The sequence below is a fragment of the Salinicola sp. NYA28a genome, from assembly GCF_976982775.1.
Map to the genome: position 1 here is coordinate 3594346 of NZ_OZ334582.1, position 17481 is coordinate 3611826.

Below are 17481 nucleotides of genomic sequence, written 5' to 3' on the forward strand. Positions count from 1 at the left end.
AGTAGTCAAAAATAAAATCAGCGAGGAAAGATTATGATTCGCGACCAGGAAACAATGCAGATCCTTCTGGATTCCATTCGAAGCTTCATCAATGAAGCCCTCATTCCCCGAGAGGAGGAGGTTTCCGAGACAGATGAGATCCCTGAGGATATAATATCTCAGATGCGTGATATGGGACTCTTTGGACTCACCATTCCTGAGGAGTTTGGTGGACTCGGCGTTACCATGGAAGAAGAGGTCAATATTGCCTTTGAACTGGGTCACACGTCCCCAGCGTTCCGTTCCTTCATCGGTACAAATAATGGCATCGGCTCTATCGGCATTCTGCTGGACGGTACTGATGTGCAAAAATCTACCTATCTGCCTAGATTGGCGAGCGGCGATATTCTCGGCGCTTTCTGTCTAACGGAACCCGATTCAGGATCCGATGCGGCGTCACTGAGAACCACCGCCGTCAGGGATGGGAATGATTACATTATTAACGGCACCAAGCGTTACATCACCAACGCCCCACATGCTGGAATTTTTACCGTCATGGCGCGTACCAATCCCGATATCAAAGGTGCTAAGGGTATAAGCGCATTTATTGTAGACTCCGATGTAAAAGGAATCACCATTGGCAAGCGGGACAAAAAAATGGGCCAGAAAGGCGCACACACAGCTGATGTAATCTTCGATAATGTGCGTGTCCCGGCCAGTGCTTTGATAGGTGAGAAAGAAGGAGTCGGGTTCAAAACTGCTATGAAGGTGCTTGACAAGGGGCGTCTACACATAGCTGCCATAGCTGTAGGAGCCGCCGAACGCGTGCTGGAGGACTCCCTACGGTACGCCATGGAAAGAAAGCAATTTGGTCGCACCATTTCTGACTTCCAGTTGATTCAAGGCATGCTGGCTGATTCTAAGGCTGAAATCTATGCTGCCAAATGCATGGTACTGGATGCAGCGCGTAAACGTGACGAAGGTTTGGACGTTAGCACCGAGGCCTCCTGTGCCAAGATGTTCGCCACTGAAATGTGTAGTCGAGTCGCCGACAAGGGGGTTCAGATCCATGGCGGCGCTGGCTATATTAGTGAATATGCCGTTGAGCGATTCTATCGCGATGTACGTCTTTTCCGGCTTTATGAAGGCACTACCCAAATCCAACAGGTGATCATCTCTCGTAATATGATCCGAGAGGCGGAGGCATAACTCAATTGACTGCCAACCATAACTGCGGACTCCAATTGGCCACGCAACCAACATCTTAAACACTAAAAATAATACACTGCCAATTGAAAAGCATGTAATAGAAGAATAGAAAAACACTTTATAGTTGCAACTCGCCCATCCGCTGCTTAAATGGAATGCCATTTTCAAAATGGCATTCACATTAACAATTTAACTTTTCACAGATATTTAAAAATCAAAACCCCCTAAAAATATAAAGCCTTCACTCGATATAACCTGCTACAGGGATTCTTCTTTCAGCGTCGATTAGAACCCGACCTAACTGAGGACAGATCATGAAACAAGCAAGATTCAGATCATCGACATCCTAGCCGAGTATGAAGCGGGCGCGAAGTGTGCGAACTTGTGCCGCAAACACGGCAGGTCGGAAGGTATCTTACTGAAAAACCAAGTTAGACAATATAATATTATCGGAAGCGAAGCGTCTAAAGCCCCTTGAGGACAAGAACGCGAAGCTCAAGAAGTCACTGGCTGAACAGATGCTCGATCTGACCGCTATGAAGGAACTGGTTTCAAAAAGTGGTGACGCCCGCCGTAACGCGCGAGACTGTCTCACATTTGAGGAACTCGCTTGGTATCTCTGAGCGTCGGGCCTGCCGGATAGTGGGGGGGTGGATCGCAAGATGGTTCGATATCGGTTTCTGAATCGCTCCAGAGTGTCCCACTTTGCATTACCATATCTTGAACTCAAGAACAGTCATCCTCAATTGGCAAGCCAGCGTTACCATGAAGGGTGCAATCAAAAGCTCTCTGCGATAGTAATTTGGTCGTATAAGCTTATTTTCGCATGCCTTAAGAACAGATGTTCGGCTTTCGAACTTTCCTTTTACCCCTTAAGCTTGTGGGATTCGATTCGATAGATAGCGAGGAATGTTCCAGTCATGCCCAGCAAGGATGAAATGCTCAACCCTGATGATCGCGACTTCGTCACTGCGCTCGCCAGCGGGCTCGAGGTGATACTCGCCTTCGATCAGCAATCACCACGGATGACTTTGAGCGAGGTCGCTGCCAAGACGGGAATGAATCGTGCACGTGCACGTCGTTTTTTGCTGACGCTGCACGCCTTGGGTTACGTGCGCAAACAGCATCGTTCTTTCGAACTGGCACCCAAGGTTCTGCAACTGGGTTACGCCTTTCTCTCCTCGAACGGTTATCGCAGCGTGATTCAACAACACCTCGAAGACATTACCGATGTTACCGGCGAGTCCTCATCAATGGGCGTACTCGATGGCGACGACGTCACCTATGTGGCGCGATCGGCGGCTCATCACCGCTTGATGTCCATTTCACTGTCGATCGGCACCCGCCTTCCGGCAGCCTATACCTCCATGGGACGCGTCCTGCTGGCACAGCTGCCTGATGCGGAACGCACTGCCTATCTCGAGCGGGTCGCTCTCTCGCGGCACACCGAACACAGCATCACCGACAAGACGACGCTGGAGGCGCGCCTCGTCGAGATTCGCGAGCAAGGTTACTGTATTGTGGATCAGGAGCTGGATTCGGGGCTCCGCTCTCTGGCAATCCCGGCCTTCGACGCCAATGGAGGGTTACTGGGCGCCATCAATATCAGCACCAACGCGGCGCGGATCGACATGCAGACATTAACGAAAGACTTCCTGCCCCTGCTTCGCGAGAAGGCGAAACTGATAGCCCAGCAGGTCAACTGAAAGCTCGCGGCGGGCAGTCGGCCAGATCACGGAGGCGCATCGCCAGCGCGCGCTGGAGGTCATCGGCTGGCAACGCTGATTGCAAACATTTGCTGACCGAGGACGACGGGCGCCGTACGAGTGAATCCACTTGCCGGTAGCCCGTCTCGGGCTCATGCTATTAGGCATAAGTCTAATTGGCAGCGGTCAACGTTTCGTGAACACCATCTTCGGCGCCATCGTTCCCATCTTCATCCTGCTGGGCATCGGTTATCTCGCGGTGCTCAAGCGCATCGTCGACAAAGCCCATATCCAGGGCATGGGCCGTTATGTGATCAACATCGCCCTGCCCGCGCTAGTGATCCAGGCGTTGCTCCAGCGTCCGCTGGACGAGGTCTTCAACGTGCCCTATCTGCTGGTCTACGGACTGGGTTCCGGGCTCGCCTTCGCCATCACCTTCGCCATGGTAACGCTGCGCGGCAATGCGCCGCTGGAGCGCCGGGCGATGTATGCCCTGGGCACGTCGGCCTCCAACAGCGGCTTCATCGGCTATCCGGTGGCGGTGCTGGTGGTCGGCCCCACGGCAGGCATTGCCCTGGCGCTCAACATGCTGATCGAGAATCTGCTGGTGATTCCCACGGCGCTGGTACTCGCCGAGCTCGGCCGCCAGGCCCAGGGCGGCGTGTGGAAGACGGCGAAACCGGTCGCGCTGCGCATCCTGCGCCATCCGTTAATCATCGCCATCGCCGTGGGCACGCTGCTCGCCGCGCTGAACCTGCACCCGCCGGCTCCGATTGCCCGGGTGCTCGAGATGCTCGCCGCCTCGTCCTCGCCGGTGGCGCTGTTCGTCATCGGTGGCACGCTATGCGGCCTGCGCGTGCGCGGCATGGTCAAGCGTGTGACTCGGATCGCACTCGCCAAGCTCTCCCTGCACCCGCTCTGCGTGCTGCTGATGGTACTGCTGATACCGGGGCTCGATCCGGTATTCGCCACTGCCGCCATCGTCTTCGCCTGTGCGCCGATGCTCTCGATGTATCCGCTGCTGGGCCAGCGCTACGGGTTCGGCGAGCTGGGCACGGCGGCGATGGTAATGGCGACGGTGCTGTCGGCGCTGACACTGGCATTGGGAATCTGGCTGAGCCATCTGTGGCTGGTATAGCGCCGAACGAGGCGCTGTTACGGCTGCGAAGCCAGTAGCGAATCCAGCGCGTGCTTGCCCTGGAGCGCGGCCATGCCCGTCGGCATGACCGCCAATGCATCGCTGAAGACCTCCAGCGACAGCGGCCCGGCGTACCCTGTCCTGCCCAATGCCTCCATGAAGCGTTCGATGGGTAATTCGCCGTCGCCGGGAAACGCCCGTCGATGGCGGCTCAGCGATTGCAGATCCTGCCCGCGCGGCCACGGCGAATCGGCCAGCTGCACCAGGCCGATTCTGTCGCCAGGAATCGTGGCGAGGGTTTCCAGCTCGAGTTCGCGAGCCAGGATATGGTAGCTGTCCAGCACGATGGAAAGCGCCGGATGATCCGCCCGCTGCACGATCCGCCACGCCTCGCGATAGTCGAAGACATGCCGTCCCCAGGCCAGCGCCTCGAAGCCCACGCGCATCTCCCGTTCGGCCGCCAGTTCGGCCAGGTCGCGCAGGCTGTCGGCGGATCGGCCCCGGTCGTTCTGGGCTTCTTCGCGGGTGTTGCTGCAGGCGAGCAGGAAGTCGCCACCGAGATCGGCCAGCGTATCGAGTTGTCGCCTGGCTTCCTCCAGCATCTGCCGATGCCATGCCGGCGGCAGCGCCTCGGCATCGCGGAACGGCTGTAGCGCGACGACCGTCAGTCCGAGTTCCCGACAACGCTCCCCCACGGTTCGCGGCGCCAGACCGCTCGACTGCAGGTCATCGGCGAAAACCTCCACGCCGTCGAATCCGGCCCGCGCGATCGCCTCCAGCTTGTTCGTCAATTCTCCGCTCAGACAGAGCGTCGCCATCGCGGTTGTCGTTACCTGCTTCACGCATTCTCTCCCGGCTGGCAGGAGCCACCCATCTGGCCCGTCTGGATGTTCAGCCTAGAAGGAAACCGTCACGACGCCACAGGTTCGCGAATCCGATTCGTCATCTACGCTGACGACAGACAACATCTGCCAAGGAGGGCATCAAACCATGTCGAATTCGGTGAAGGGCACCGTCCACATCACGCTTGCAGCCATGTTCTGGGGCCTGTCGGGCGGCGTTGCGAGCCTGCTGATGGACGAGGGCTGGGATCCTTACGTCATCTCTTTCTATCGCGGCGCGATCGGCCTGGTCTGCATGCTGGCCTGGTTCGTCCTCCATCCGTTGCGCAACCTGCGATTCGACTGGCGGCTCATCGCCTGGTCGGTCGTGGCTGGCGTTGGTGTGGCCGGCAACTTCACCTTCTATTTCCTGAGCATCTCGAACGCCAACGTGGCGATCGCCGCCACGCTGATGTACACCGCGCCGCTGTTCGTCTTTCTGGTGTCGTTCGCATGCGGTCTGGAGAAGCCGACGCTAGGCAAATGGGCGTCGATCACGGCGGTGATGGTGGGTATCGTGCTGCTGACCGACATCCTGCGCAGCGGCACGGGCCAGGTTTCGGTCTGGGGTATCGCTTGCGGCCTGTTGTCCGGCTTGTCCTACGCCCTGTTCATCTTCGGCTTTCGCTACGCCAGAGCCCAGGGACCGGCGCAGGCGGTCCTGACGATCGCCTTCCTGACCCTGACGCTGCTGCTGTTCGCATTCGTCGACATCGGGCAGATGCAGAAAGTGCCGTTCACCGGCGACGCCTACGGGTTTCTGCTGCTCGGACTGTTCGGCGCAGGCATCTCCTTCTATCTCTATCTGCCCGGGCTGAGACGGACGTCCCCCTCGGCGGCCTCCATGATCGCCATGGTGGAGCCGGTCACGGCCTCGCTGTTCGGATTCGTCGTGCTGGGACAGACTCTCGCCCCGCTGCAACTTTTCGGCATGGCGATCATTCTGATCACCATTACTCTGCTGAGTCTGCAGCGCTGATCCAGCCCCCCGATTCGACCGATGGTCGCTTTTCACGCTGGTATACTGCCGCCTCGCTCGCCTTCGGATCTGTCGTGATGTCCTCTTCGATTACCGTTTTGCCTTGGCGTCAGGGAATGTCATTGCTGGCTCTGCTGGGCGCGCTCGGCTGGCTGTTGCTGGGCAGCGCCGACGGCTCGGTCCTGCAGGCCGGGATCGTAGTGGTGCTCTGCATCGGCCTGTGGGCCACCGGCTGGCTGCCGCAGTGGCTGACGGCGCTCATCTTCTTCACCCTCTGCACCGTGGCGAAGGTCGCGCCGGCCTCGACGGCGTTCGTCGGTTTCGAGTCGGCCGCGACCTGGCTGGTGTTCTCGGGCATGGTGATCGGCGCCGCGATCAATCACACCGGCCTGGGCGAACGCGTCGCCGCCCGGATCGGACCTCATCTCGCGTCAGGTTATCCACAGGCGGTCGTCGGCGTGGGGCTGCTGGGGCTGATTGCCTCCTTCTTCATGCCGTCGGCGATGGGCCGGATCGTGCTGCTGGTGCCGATCCTGCTGACTCTGGCCGACCGCTTCGGCTACGCCCCGGGCAATCCGGGCCGCAGCGGCGTCCTGCTCAGCGGCATCATGTCGAGCTTTCTGCCCACCTTCACGATTCTGCCGGCCAACGTGCCCAACAATGTGTTGATGGGGGCCAGCGAAGCGGTGCTCGGCTTCTCGCCCAGCTATGGCGAATATCTGCTGCTGCACTTTCCCGTGCTGGGGTTGCTCAAGTGGGTGCTGATCATGGGGTTGATCCTGTGGCAGTTCCGCGCCGTGGCGCCGTCGCCCTTTACGGCCGAGCCGCCGTCCAGGCTGGGAGGCAGCGGCAATCTGATGAGCGTGCTGCTGGCCTTCGCCGTGGTGATGTGGATGACCGATGCCTGGCACGGCATCTCGCCGGCCTGGATCGGCATGCTGGTGGCGCTGGTCTGCCTGTTCCCGGGCAGCGGGCTGCTGCCGGCCAGACCGTTGCAGCAGATGAACCTCGAACCGTTCATCTACGTCGCCGGGATCGTCAGCCTGGGCGCGCTGGCGCACGACAGCGGGCTGGGCGAGGCGATCGCCGGCCAGCTTCTCGACGTGTTGCCGCTCTCGCCCGAATCGACTGCCGGCAACTTCGCCTGGCTCTCGGTGATCGGCACGATCCTGGGCATGCTGGTCACGCTGCCCGGCGTTCCCGCGGTGATGACGCCACTGGCACCGCAACTGGCCGATGTCACCGGCTGGTCGCCTTCCGCGGTGGTGATGTCTCAGGTGATCGGATTCTCGACCGTGGTGTTCCCCTATCAGTCGCCGCCGCTGATCATCGGCCTGCTCACTTCCGGCGTGAGCATCCGTCAGGCCATGCGCATCACGCTGCCGCTGGCGGTGGTCACGATCCTGCTGTTGTGGCCGCTCGATTTCATCTGGTGGCGCTGGCTGGGCGTGATCTGAACGCGACCGGCGTTTTCCGGCAGGACGGGGCATGGATCACCTAAACTGAGCCTCATGCGGTGTCACGGCGTACGCCGGCGTCTCGGTACACGCATCCAGGCGCGCACCGCCAGCGTATCCACCCTATGCCATCATCGGCGGTTGGAGACTCATCATGTTGATCAAGATTGCCAAACCCGGCGACCTGCGCGAATCGGACGTCACCCCGGAATCGGTTTACCTCTCGCGTCGCCGCTTCATGGGCGGGCTGGCTGGCCTGGGCCTGAGTGCAGGAGCAGGATTGGCACTGTCGGGACGCGCTCTGGCGGCCGCCTCCGACTATCAGGACGTACCGGCCGGCAATCCGCCAGGCTGGCTCGAGCCCAAGCTGGCCAACGCCGAATGGGAAAGCGTGGTGCCTGCCGATCGCCAGTTGGACAAGCTCACGCCTTTCGACGACGCCACCCACTACAACAACTTCTACGAATTCGGCACCGGCAAGGGCGACCCTGCGCGCAACGCCGACGCGCTGAAGACCCAGCCCTGGAGCGTGGTGATCGACGGCGAGGTCAATAACGGCGGGCGCTTCGATCTCGAGGATCTGGCCAAGCCTTCCCGCCTGCAGGAGCGCATCTACCGGCTGCGCTGCGTCGAGGCCTGGTCGATGGTCATTCCGTGGCTGGGGATTCCGCTGGGTGACGTCATCAAACGCGCCGAGCCCACGTCGAAGGCCAAGTACGTCAAGTTCGAGACACTGGTCGCACCGGAACAGATGCCGGGCCAGGACTCCTCGTTCGCGCTGATCGACTGGCCCTACACCGAGGGCCTGCGCATGGACGAGGCGATGCATCCGCTGGCGATTCTCGGGCTCGGCATGTACGGGCGCGAACTGCCCAACCAGAACGGTGCGCCCTTCCGCCTGGTCGTGCCGTGGAAGTACGGCTTCAAGAGCATCAAGTCGATCGTGCGGATCTCGCTGGTCGAAGAGCAGCCGGTGAACTCCTGGCAGGCGATCGCCCCGGACGAGTACGGCTTCTATGCCAACGTCAATCCCGAGGTCGATCACCCACGCTGGAGCCAGGCCACCGAGCGCCGGCTACCCAACAGCCTGTTCAATCCCAACATCATCGATACGCGGATGTTCAATGGCTACGCCGAGGAGGTCGCGAGTCTCTATCAGGGCATGGATCTGAGGAAGAACTTCTGATGCCGACGCCCCGCTACACGCTGACGCTCTGGCGCATCGCGGTGTTCATCGCCGCGCTGGTGCCGCTGGCCTGGTGGAGCTCGCAGGTCGCGATCAACGCCGCCGGCCCGGAACCCGGCCGCTACCTGCTGCTCAACATCGGCCAGGGCATACTGTGGATGCTGTTTTCCACTCTCAGCCTGACCCCGCTGACCAAGCTGACCCGCTGGAAAGGCTTCACCCTGATCCGCCGCCAGCTCGGCCTGTGGACCTTGACCTATGCGCTGCTGCACCTGTTCTGCTACGCCGTTTTCATCCTCGGGCTGGATCTCTCCCGGCTCGGCAGCGAGATCGTCCGACGCCCCTACATCATCGTCGGCATGCTCGCTCTCGTCGGGCTGATCGCGATGGGCGTGACCTCCAACAAGTGGTCGATGCGCAAGCTGGGCAAGCGCTGGAAGACGCTGCACAAGATCGTCTACCTGGTGCTGGGTCTGGGGCTGCTGCACTTTCTCTGGGTGGTCCGTGCCGACCTGGAGCAGTGGAGCCTCTATGCCGCCGTTGGCGCCCTGTTGATGATTCTGCGCATTCCGCCCATCGCCCGGCAGCTGCCGAAATTCCGCCAATTGATCAAGCGGCCCGGGCGGGCCTCCGTATAACGCGTCGAGCGCCTGCTGGGCGCGTGACCGGTGACAAACACCAAGATTCCTTCGTTCGGACTTGTCTCCGACCGCGTCCTTCCCGCTAGACTTTCGTCGAAGCACTGCCTCAGGGGGCCGGGTTTGTCGGTAAGCTCGTGCGTCCCTCACCTCGCAGGCGGCGATGTCGTCGCCTGCGGACATTTCGATTTTTCAGCCGGAGAGTCTTTCATGAGCAAGCGCATCCTGGCGTACCGTCGCCTCAACGACCAGCAACTCGACCAGCTACGCGAACGCTTTCACGTCGACTACTTCGGCAAGCTCGAATCGGCCGACGATCCGGCATTCCGCGAGGCGCTGGGACAAGCTCACGGGCTGATCGGCGCGGGCGTCAACATGACCCCGGAACTGCTCGACGCCGCGCCCAACCTGGAAGCGATCGCCAGTATCTCGGTAGGCGTGGACAACTATCCGGTCGAGGAGCTGACCCGCCGCGGCATCCTGCTCTGCAACACGCCGGACGTGCTCACCGAAACCACCGCCGATACCGGCTTCTCGCTGATCATGGCGAGTGCCCGCCGGGTGGTGGAACTGGCCGAGTACGTCAAGCGCGGCGACTGGAAGTCCAGCATCGGCCCCGAACAGTTCGGCAGCGACGTCCACGGCAAGACGCTGGGCATGGTCGGCTTCGGACGCATCGGCCAGGCGGTGGCCCGCCGCGGCGCCCTCGGTTTCGGCATGAAGATCCTCTACTCCAACGCCTCGCCCAAACCGGTTCTGGAAGCAGAGCTGGGCGCGCGCCGCTGCGAACTGGACGAGCTGCTGCAGCAGTCCGACTTCGTCTGCGCCATCGTGCCGCTGACCCCGGAAACCCGCCAGTTGATCGGTGCCCGCGAGTTCGAGCTGATGAAGGAGGGCGCCATCTTCATCAACATCTCCCGCGGGCAGGTGGTCGACGAACAGGCCATGATCCAGGCCCTCGAAAGCGGCCAGATTCGCGGCGCCGGTCTCGACGTGTTCGAGCAGGAACCGCTGCAGGCGGATTCTCCGCTGCCCAAGATGCCCAACGTGGTCGCACTGCCGCACATCGGCTCCGCTACCCATGAAACACGCACCGCCATGGCCCAGCGCGCAGTCGACAACATCATGCTCGCGCTGGATGGCAAACGCCCGATCAGCCCGTTCAACGAGGAAGCCTGGGGCGACAGGCTGAACTGAGACACCGTCCCCTCTATGGAAAGCGGCACTTTGGCCATTGATCAAGGTAAAACGCGGCCTTCATGATTCAGGAATCGCGTTTACGAATGGGCAAGATGCCGGCGATTTCTATCGGACTTGAACTACGATGATTGGGTCTTTCCGATAGCGATAGCGACATCCGATAGTGACAAAGGAACACCATGAAAATAGCCATCGTGGTTTTGGTGCTGAGTTTGATTGGCTGTATCTACTTGATCTCCCATTGGGGAGAAACGGATGACTGTGCCGATTCGGCCAAGGCCAACGTCGAGTGTCAGACGAAGTAGCGAGCACTCAAATGCGTAGGCAGCAGCTTGCGCCCACGTCTCGCTGACACGCCCCGTTACCCGTGCGCGCCAGGTGAGCTTGGCGCTCCGCGGCCGTAGCGGTAAGGAGAGGCGCTACCAGCCCGAGACACGCCGTGTCAGGTGAGCCTGAGCTGCCTTCATGCCTTCATGCTTGAACTTTTTCCGATAGGCCCTATTACAAGCTTCATTTCGGCCTGGCAGGTGGTGTTTCGTGCCACCGCCAGTGCTTCGTCCATTCTGTGTCTGCGTTTTTCCGTTTAGCGATCGGAGGAATTTCAGGATGAGAATCGCTCAAGTCGCTCCCCTCAACGAATCCGTTCCACCCAAGCAGTACGGCGGCACCGAACGCGTCGTTTCCTATCTCACCGAAGCGCTGGTCGATCAGGGTCATGAGGTGACGCTGTTCGCCAGCGGCGACTCGCAAACCGCCGCGGAACTGGTGCCGGTGTGCGAACGCGCCATGCGCGGCGATGAGTGGGTGGTCGACAGGATCTCGCCGCTGCTCGCCGAGGTCGATAGCGTGCTCGAACGTGCCGACGATTTCGATGTGATCCACTTCCATACCGACTACCACGCTCACTTCCTGCCATTGCGTTATCTCTCCGTGCCGCATCTCACCACCCTGCACGGCAGGCTCGACATCAGCGATGCCTATCCGCTGTTCGCGCGCTTCCCCCACGAGCCGCTGGTGTCGATCTCCGACCACCAGCGTCAGCCGCTGCGCGGCGTCAACTGGCTCGACACCGTCTATAACGGCGTACCGGAATCGCTCTACCATCTCAATCCCGACGGTGGCGACTATCTCGCCTTCATCGGCCGTTTCTCGCCGGAGAAGGCGCCGCATACGGCGATCGAAATCGCCTTGCGCGCCGGGTTGCCGATCAAGCTGGCCGCCAAGCCCGCCGACATCCAGGGCGACAAGGACTATTTCGACAGCCGTATCAAGCCGCTACTTTCCCATCCACAGGTGGAGTACATCGGCGAGATTGGCGAAAGAGAAAAAGATGACTTCCTCGGCAATGCCCGCGCGCTGCTGTTCCCGATCGCCTGGCCCGAACCGTTCGGCCTGGTGATGATCGAGGCCATGGCCTGCGGCACTCCGGTCGTCGCCTTCCGGCGAGGCTCGGTATCGGAAGTCATGCACGATGGTGTCAGCGGCCGGGTGGTCGACAACATCGACCAGGCGGTTGCCGCGCTGGCGCGTATCGATGAGATCGACCGCCGGGGTTGCCGTCACTACTTCGAGCAGCGCTTCTCCGTCTCGGCGATGAGCGAGGGTTACCTGCGCTGTTATCAGCGTCTGCTCGCTGCCGGGAATGGTCCGCACGCCCCGCGGCGGGGAGAGCCCTTACAGGCCTTCGTCGACTGAGGAGCCGATCATGAAAGATACGATTCGCGTCAACGATCAATGGTACGTCAACGCCAGCTCGGCACGCGCGGATGCGCGTGCCCAGGTGCTCAAACAGGGCGAGACCTTCGCCCTGTTCGACCGCTTGGGGGACATTCACCCGGTCGGCCTCGGCGAGCAGGGACTCTACCACGAGGGCACTCGCTACCTGTCGCGGCTCGAGCTGGATATCGACGGCCAGCGTCCGCTGCTGCTCAATTCGGCGGTCAACCGCGATAATCAGGGTTTCAGCGTGGACCTCACCGTGCCGGCCAGCGCGGACGTGGCCAAGGATACGGTGCATCTGCGCCGCACCAAGGTGCTGTGGGATGGCGTGCTGCACGAGCGTATCCATATGACCAACTACGGCACCACCACCGCCAGGTTGCGGCTCGGCCTGCTGGTCGCCGCCGACTACGCCGATATCTTCGAAATTCGCGGGCGCCAGCGCGCCCATCGCGGGGAAGGACTCGCGCCGACACGCGACGAACGGACCGTGCTATTCCGTTACCGTGGTCTCGATGGCCGCACCTGTCAGACGCGCGTTCGGCTCGACCGCCCGGCCTACGTCGCCGATGGCGAAAAAGACGGCGAGTACCTGGTTCATGAACTGGAACTGGCCCCGCAGCAGGCGGTCACGCTCGATCTCAGTGTCACTTGCGAGGAGGAGAAAGCGCGTGAGGAAGCGCTGGACTTCGACACCGCCGTGCGCCGGATCGGCGCCAGGCAGGACCATGATCGCGCCCTGGTCGGCTCGCTCTATTCCGACAACGAACAGTTCAATGAGTGGATGACGCGCTCCGCCGCCGACCTGCAGATGCTGGTCAGTGATACGCCGCATGGGCCCTATCCCTATGCAGGCGTGCCCTGGTTCAGCACCGCGTTCGGGCGCGACGGTCTGATCACCGCGCTGCAGACCCTATGGCTGGCCCCCGACCTGGCACGCGGCGTGCTGGGGTTTCTCGCCGCCACCCAGGCCGTGGATCAGGATTCCCGGTCCGATGCCACGCCCGGCAAGATTCTGCATGAAACCCGGGATGGTGAAATGGCGCGGCTTGGCGAGATCCCCTTCGGGCGCTATTACGGCAGTGTCGATTCGACCCCGCTGTTCGTGGTGCTGGCCGATGCCTATCAGGCGCGTAGCGGTGACACGGCATTCATTCGCCAGCTATGGCCGGCGCTGGAGCAGGCACTGCACTGGATCGATCAACACGGCGATCTCGACGGCGACGGTTTCGTCGAATACGAGGCCAGCCGCCATGGCGGGCTGACGCAACAGGGCTGGAAGGACTCCGCCGACTCCGTATTCCATGCCGATGGCCGCAGCGCCGGGGGGGCCATCGCCTTATGCGAGGTACAAGGCTATGTGTTCGCCGCCAAGCGTGGCGCCGCCAGACTGGCGCGATTGCTGGAAAAGTCGGAGATGGCGGTGCGCCTGGAGCAGCAAGCCGATGCGTTGCAGCAGCGCTTCGATGACGCCTTCTGGGGCGACGACATCGCCAGCTATGCCCTGGCACTGGATGGCGACAAAAACCCGTGCGCCGTTCGCGCCTCCAATGCCGGCCACGCCTTGTGGAGCGGGATCGCGCTACCAAAACGGGCAGACAGGCTGGCGCAAACTCTGCTTTCCGAAGAAGGTTTCAACGGCTACGGCATTCGTACCCTGGCCAGGGGCGAGACTCGCTTCAATCCGATGTCCTATCACAATGGCTCGGTATGGCCGCACGACAACGCGATGATCGCTCAGGGACTGGCCCGCTATGGCCACCAGGAGGCGGCGATCCGTATCATGACCGGACTGTTCGAGGCCGCCATGCACATGGAGGATTACCGCTTGCCCGAGCTGTTCTGCGGATTCGCGCGCCAACCCGCGCAGGGGCCGACGCGCTATCCGGTGGCCTGTTCGCCCCAGGCGTGGGCGGCGGGCAGCGTGTTCCAGATGCTGCAGGCGTGTCTCGGCCTGACCTTCAGCGCCGAGGCTCCGCACTTGCGCTTCGATCACCCCCGCCTGCCGGTGTGGATCAACCACCTGTCGATTCAGCGGCTGCGTGTCGGCGATGCCACGCTCGATCTCTCGTTGGCCCGGCACGCCAATGACGTCAGCGTCAACGTCACCCATCGCGAAGGCGACGTGAAGGTCAGCGTACTGGTCTAGGAGTCTGTGGCGGGAATGAGACTGAATTGAAGGCATTCGCAAAATGGTGGGTCGCAGCAAGAAAAATGGTGGGTCGCAGCGAAAATGTGCAGAGAGTGAGCAGTTTTCGCCATTCCGGCTTGTCATGGTGAATGGGGGCGACTAAAGTTTAAGTCGAGATTAAAAACAGCGTTCCGTAACCCTATGGTCAAACTTTATGGTTACGCGGCCGATAGCCGTGATACCGCTCGCTTCCACCTCAAACTCATCGACTGCGCCCTTGAGGCGACCCATCATGCCCGATCCGCTCTGCTTGCTATTCGATTGCGACGGCACCCTGGTCGACAGCGAACCGTTGCTGGCCGAAATCATGGCCAAATGCCTGAGCCAGGCCGGACTCCCTTTTCAGGCAAGCGACTATATGGGGGACTTTCGTGGCACCCGTTTCGCCAATATCGTCGCGCATCTGGAGCGTGTCTACGGGCCCCTGAAAGCAGGGGTGCGCGAAACGACCGAGACGGCCATGCGCCAGGAGATGCATGAGCGCATGGCGAACGAGCTCGAGCCGATCGCCGGGGTGCGGGAAGCGCTCGACGCACTGGGTTCGCTGCCGCGCTGCGTCGCCTCCAACGGCCCCGAGACCAAGATCCGACGTGCGCTGGACAGCACCGGTTTGCGCGGCTTCTTCGGCGACAACATCTACAGCGCCTACACCGTGGGCAGCTGGAAGCCGGCGCCGGGGCTCTTCCTTCACGCCGGCCGCGACATGGGCTTCGAGCCGGGTGAATGCATCGTGATCGATGACGCCCAGGTCGGTGTACGTGCCGCACTGGCAGCCGGCATGCGGGTCGTCCATATCAACCGCTTTGCCGATCTCGAACCCACCCCGGCAGGCGCTATCGGCATTCGCGACATGCGCGAGCTGCCGGCCGCGATCGAGAAGTTGATGCCCGCCCTGGCAGTGAGCAATCTCTAATCGGCTCGGTTCAGGCACCAACGCCGACCAGTCTCAATAGCAGAACGATGATCACGGCCCGAGCCAAACGCTCGGGCCGCGATCGTTTTTGGCCCGGTCGTTTTTGGCCGGTCGTTTTAGTTCAGTCGATATCGGTTCGGTCGCTTCGAGTGGTCGTTCGCAGGCGGATCGCCGCGTTATCATAGGGCTTTCATGTCTCGATTCGGAGTTCCCATGCCTTCGTTACAGGATCAGCTGCGCGGCCTGGTCTACTCGACCGAACACGGCGAGACCTGCCCCGACTGCCGCCAACCCGTGGCCCAGTGCGAATGTCGCGATCGCGAGGAAGCCGAACGCATCGCCGCCCTCGACGGTATCGTGCGCATTCGACGAGAAACCAGCGGCCGCAAGGGCAAGGGCGTCACGACGATCCAGGGCGTCCCGCTGGGCAGCGACGAGCTGAAAACCCTGGCCAAGACGCTGAAGAAGCGCTGCGGCACCGGTGGCGCGGTCAAGGATGGCGTGATCGAGATCCAGGGCGATCATCGCGACGTGCTCAAGCGCGAGCTGGAGTCGCGCGGTTTCAAGGTCAAGCTCGCCGGCGGCTGATCGGCCCTCGTCGCTGTTCCGATCAGCGGGAATTTCCCACACGCTGGCTTGTCATAACCGCACGGTCGTCGTGCCGCACGCTTCGATGCCAGACTTTCCCAAGTTCCATCCACCATTTCACCGTTCCATCTCGAGGGGTTCCGATGCTTTTGCCCAGGGTTCCGCGACCTTTGCGTCTCGTCACCATCCTGTCCGCGCTCGTCGTGCTGGCGGGCTGCGCCGGCGGGCCCCAGTTCGACACGCTGGCCGCCCGCGTGGTCTCCGAAAAGCCGATCACGCTGCCCGACTCCGCCACGCTGGAAGTCCAGTTGAAGGACATCTCCACGGGCGACGTGCTGGCCAGCAGCCGCTACGAACGGCTGGACCAACTTCCGATTCCCATCACCCTGCAGTATGCCGCCGAGGCGATCGACCCCGACGATCTCTACCGTCTCAGCGCACAGATTCGCGACGGCGATCGCATCCTCTACCTGAATCCCGAGCCAGTATCGGTCTTCGCCGATGGCGACCCCACCGAACCGGACATTCCGGTAACGACCACCGGCGCCGATACGAGCCGCTGAAGGCACGACGCGCCAAAGGTCCGGCTTGCCGAAGACGACATGCCCCGCCACTCTGTAGGGACTCGATTCATCGTCAAAGAGGACAAGATGGAAACATTGACATTACCGGGTACGGATATCGTCACATCGCGCATCGGCCTCGGCACCTGGGCCATGGGTGGCCGCCAGTGGGGCGGCACCGACGACCCCAATGCCATCCGCACCATTCATGCCGCCATCGACCAGGGCGTCAACCTGATCGATACCGCTCCGGCCTACGGCTTCGGCCACTCGGAAGAGGTCGTCGGCAAGGCCGTCGCCCAGGCCGGCCAGCGTGACAAGCTGGTGCTGGCGACCAAGGCGGGCCTCGAGTGGTACGACGACGCAAGCGTGGCCCGCAACGCCACGGCGAAGCGGCTGGAGAAGGAGCTCGACGATTCGCTGCGCCGGCTGAACACCGACCACATCGATCTTTACCAGATCCACTGGCCGGACCCGCTGGTCGACATCCAGGAGACCGCCGAGGCGATGGCGCGCTTCCATCGTGCCGGCAAGATCCGGGCGATCGGCGTCAGCAACTTCTCCCCCGAGCAGTGCGACACCTTCCGCCAGACGGCGCCGCTGCATACCCTTCAGCCGCCCTACAACCTGTTCGAGCGCGACATCGACAGCGAGATCCTGCCCTACGCCGAGAACAACGACCTGACGTTGTTGACCTACGGCGCGCTGTGCCGCGGCCTGCTTACCGGCAAGATGCACGAAGGCTATACCTTCAACGGTGACGATCTGCGCAACAGCGATCCCAAGTTCCTGTCACCGCGGTTCGCCCAGTATCTGGCCGCCGTCGATGCGCTGGCCGAACTGGCGCGCACGCGCCATGACAAGAGCGTGCTGGCGCTGGCCGTGCGCTGGATTCTCGATCGCTCTCCCAACATCGTCGCGCTGTGGGGCGCCCGCAAGCCGGAGCAGGTCGAACCGCTGGGCGACATCACCGGCTGGAAGCTGAGCGACGAAGACATGGTCGATATCGATGCGATTCTGACCCGGCACATCAAGGATCCGGTCGGCCCCGAATTCATGGCACCGCCGACGCGCAAGTGACCGTGAAGTGATTCATCGCCAATCTGGAACCCGGCTTCGGCCGGGTTCTGTCGT

At 61.6% G+C, this 17481-nt stretch carries 15 protein-coding genes and 1 pseudogene; 15 read left to right on the top strand and 1 reads right to left on the bottom strand.

Annotated elements, in window-relative coordinates; translation table 11 throughout:
- Positions 1–33 precede the first annotated feature (33 nt).
- From ACWHY3_RS16205 to ACWHY3_RS16220, 4 genes and pseudogenes are all read left to right on the top strand, one after another.
- The gene (locus tag ACWHY3_RS16205) at positions 34–1188 is read left to right on the top strand and encodes an acyl-CoA dehydrogenase family protein (RefSeq protein ID WP_448126987.1); all 1155 of its coding nucleotides are present in this window, start codon (positions 34–36) and stop codon (positions 1186–1188) included.
- Between the two features lie 328 nt (positions 1189–1516).
- Positions 1517–1865: pseudogene (locus ACWHY3_RS16210) on the top strand (transposase); the annotation flags it as partial.
- 243 nt (positions 1866–2108) lie between these two features.
- A complete protein-coding gene (locus ACWHY3_RS16215; protein WP_448126988.1) occupies positions 2109–2894 on the top strand; it encodes an IclR family transcriptional regulator domain-containing protein in 786 nt (261 codons plus the stop codon).
- A 196-nt stretch (positions 2895–3090) separates the two neighbouring features.
- Positions 3091–4032: an AEC family transporter gene (locus ACWHY3_RS16220; RefSeq protein ID WP_239496300.1), complete on the top strand. Its 942-nt coding sequence runs from the start codon at positions 3091–3093 to the stop codon at positions 4030–4032.
- Positions 4033–4049: 17 nt separating this feature from the next.
- Here ACWHY3_RS16220 and ACWHY3_RS16225 read toward each other — a convergent pair whose 3' ends face one another.
- Positions 4050–4874: a sugar phosphate isomerase/epimerase family protein gene (locus tag ACWHY3_RS16225; RefSeq protein WP_162619577.1), complete on the bottom strand. Its 825-nt coding sequence runs from the start codon at positions 4872–4874 to the stop codon at positions 4050–4052.
- 148 nt (positions 4875–5022) lie between these two features.
- Between ACWHY3_RS16225 and ACWHY3_RS16230 the strand changes: the two genes are divergently transcribed.
- From ACWHY3_RS16230 to ACWHY3_RS16280, 11 genes are all read left to right on the top strand, one after another.
- Complete coding sequence (locus ACWHY3_RS16230; RefSeq protein WP_087720072.1) at positions 5023–5892, top strand: DMT family transporter; 870 nt, start codon at positions 5023–5025, stop codon at positions 5890–5892.
- Positions 5893–6008: 116 nt separating this feature from the next.
- Complete coding sequence (locus ACWHY3_RS16235; protein WP_332779450.1) at positions 6009–7349, top strand: SLC13 family permease; 1341 nt, start codon at positions 6009–6011, stop codon at positions 7347–7349.
- Between the two features lie 154 nt (positions 7350–7503).
- A complete protein-coding gene (gene msrP, locus ACWHY3_RS16240; protein ID WP_110650447.1) occupies positions 7504–8535 on the top strand; it encodes a protein-methionine-sulfoxide reductase catalytic subunit MsrP in 1032 nt (343 codons plus the stop codon).
- Entirely contained in the window at positions 8535–9173 is a 639-nt protein-coding gene (gene msrQ / locus ACWHY3_RS16245) for a protein-methionine-sulfoxide reductase heme-binding subunit MsrQ (RefSeq protein WP_087720075.1), read from the top strand. The genes msrP and msrQ overlap by 1 nt, the downstream gene beginning before the upstream one ends.
- Positions 9174–9383: 210 nt before the next feature.
- Complete coding sequence (locus ACWHY3_RS16250; RefSeq protein WP_087720076.1) at positions 9384–10370, top strand: 2-hydroxyacid dehydrogenase; 987 nt, start codon at positions 9384–9386, stop codon at positions 10368–10370.
- A gap of 609 nt (positions 10371–10979) precedes the next feature.
- Positions 10980–12068, top strand: coding sequence for a glycosyltransferase family 4 protein (locus ACWHY3_RS16255; protein WP_448126989.1), 1089 nt, complete (start codon positions 10980–10982; stop codon positions 12066–12068).
- A gap of 10 nt (positions 12069–12078) precedes the next feature.
- Positions 12079–14241, top strand: coding sequence for an amylo-alpha-1,6-glucosidase (locus ACWHY3_RS16260; protein WP_448126990.1), 2163 nt, complete (start codon positions 12079–12081; stop codon positions 14239–14241).
- Positions 14242–14515: 274 nt separating this feature from the next.
- A complete protein-coding gene (locus ACWHY3_RS16265; RefSeq protein WP_448126991.1) occupies positions 14516–15196 on the top strand; it encodes an HAD family hydrolase in 681 nt (226 codons plus the stop codon).
- Between the two features lie 213 nt (positions 15197–15409).
- Entirely contained in the window at positions 15410–15784 is a 375-nt protein-coding gene (locus ACWHY3_RS16270; protein ID WP_445512162.1) for a translation initiation factor Sui1, read from the top strand.
- Positions 15785–15927: 143 nt separating this feature from the next.
- Positions 15928–16347 carry a YbaY family lipoprotein gene (locus tag ACWHY3_RS16275; RefSeq protein WP_087720085.1) on the top strand — a complete coding sequence of 140 codons (420 nt, stop codon included), beginning with the start codon at positions 15928–15930 and terminating at the stop codon, positions 16345–16347.
- A gap of 87 nt (positions 16348–16434) precedes the next feature.
- The gene (locus ACWHY3_RS16280; protein WP_448126992.1) at positions 16435–17427 is read left to right on the top strand and encodes an aldo/keto reductase; all 993 of its coding nucleotides are present in this window, start codon (positions 16435–16437) and stop codon (positions 17425–17427) included.
- Positions 17428–17481 lie beyond the last annotated feature (54 nt).

Excerpts from the sequence above, each read along its gene's own strand:
- ACWHY3_RS16265 (WP_448126991.1), top strand. The coding sequence starts at position 14,516 with ATGCCCGATCCGCTCTGCTTGCTATTCGATTGCGACGGCACCCTGGTC.
- ACWHY3_RS16235 (WP_332779450.1), top strand. The coding sequence starts at position 6,009 with ATGTCATTGCTGGCTCTGCTGGGCGCGCTCGGCTGGCTGTTGCTGGGC.
- msrQ (WP_087720075.1), top strand. The coding sequence starts at position 8,535 with ATGCCGACGCCCCGCTACACGCTGACGCTCTGGCGCATCGCGGTGTTC.
- ACWHY3_RS16260 (WP_448126990.1), top strand. The coding sequence starts at position 12,079 with ATGAAAGATACGATTCGCGTCAACGATCAATGGTACGTCAACGCCAGC.
- ACWHY3_RS16250 (WP_087720076.1), top strand. The coding sequence starts at position 9,384 with ATGAGCAAGCGCATCCTGGCGTACCGTCGCCTCAACGACCAGCAACTC.
- ACWHY3_RS16205 (WP_448126987.1), top strand. The coding sequence starts at position 34 with ATGATTCGCGACCAGGAAACAATGCAGATCCTTCTGGATTCCATTCGA.
- msrP (WP_110650447.1), top strand. The coding sequence starts at position 7,504 with ATGTTGATCAAGATTGCCAAACCCGGCGACCTGCGCGAATCGGACGTC.
- ACWHY3_RS16255 (WP_448126989.1), top strand. The coding sequence starts at position 10,980 with ATGAGAATCGCTCAAGTCGCTCCCCTCAACGAATCCGTTCCACCCAAG.
- ACWHY3_RS16230 (WP_087720072.1), top strand. The coding sequence starts at position 5,023 with ATGTCGAATTCGGTGAAGGGCACCGTCCACATCACGCTTGCAGCCATG.
- ACWHY3_RS16275 (WP_087720085.1), top strand. The coding sequence starts at position 15,928 with ATGCTTTTGCCCAGGGTTCCGCGACCTTTGCGTCTCGTCACCATCCTG.
- ACWHY3_RS16215 (WP_448126988.1), top strand. The coding sequence starts at position 2,109 with ATGCCCAGCAAGGATGAAATGCTCAACCCTGATGATCGCGACTTCGTC.
- ACWHY3_RS16270 (WP_445512162.1), top strand. The coding sequence starts at position 15,410 with ATGCCTTCGTTACAGGATCAGCTGCGCGGCCTGGTCTACTCGACCGAA.
- ACWHY3_RS16280 (WP_448126992.1), top strand. The coding sequence starts at position 16,435 with ATGGAAACATTGACATTACCGGGTACGGATATCGTCACATCGCGCATC.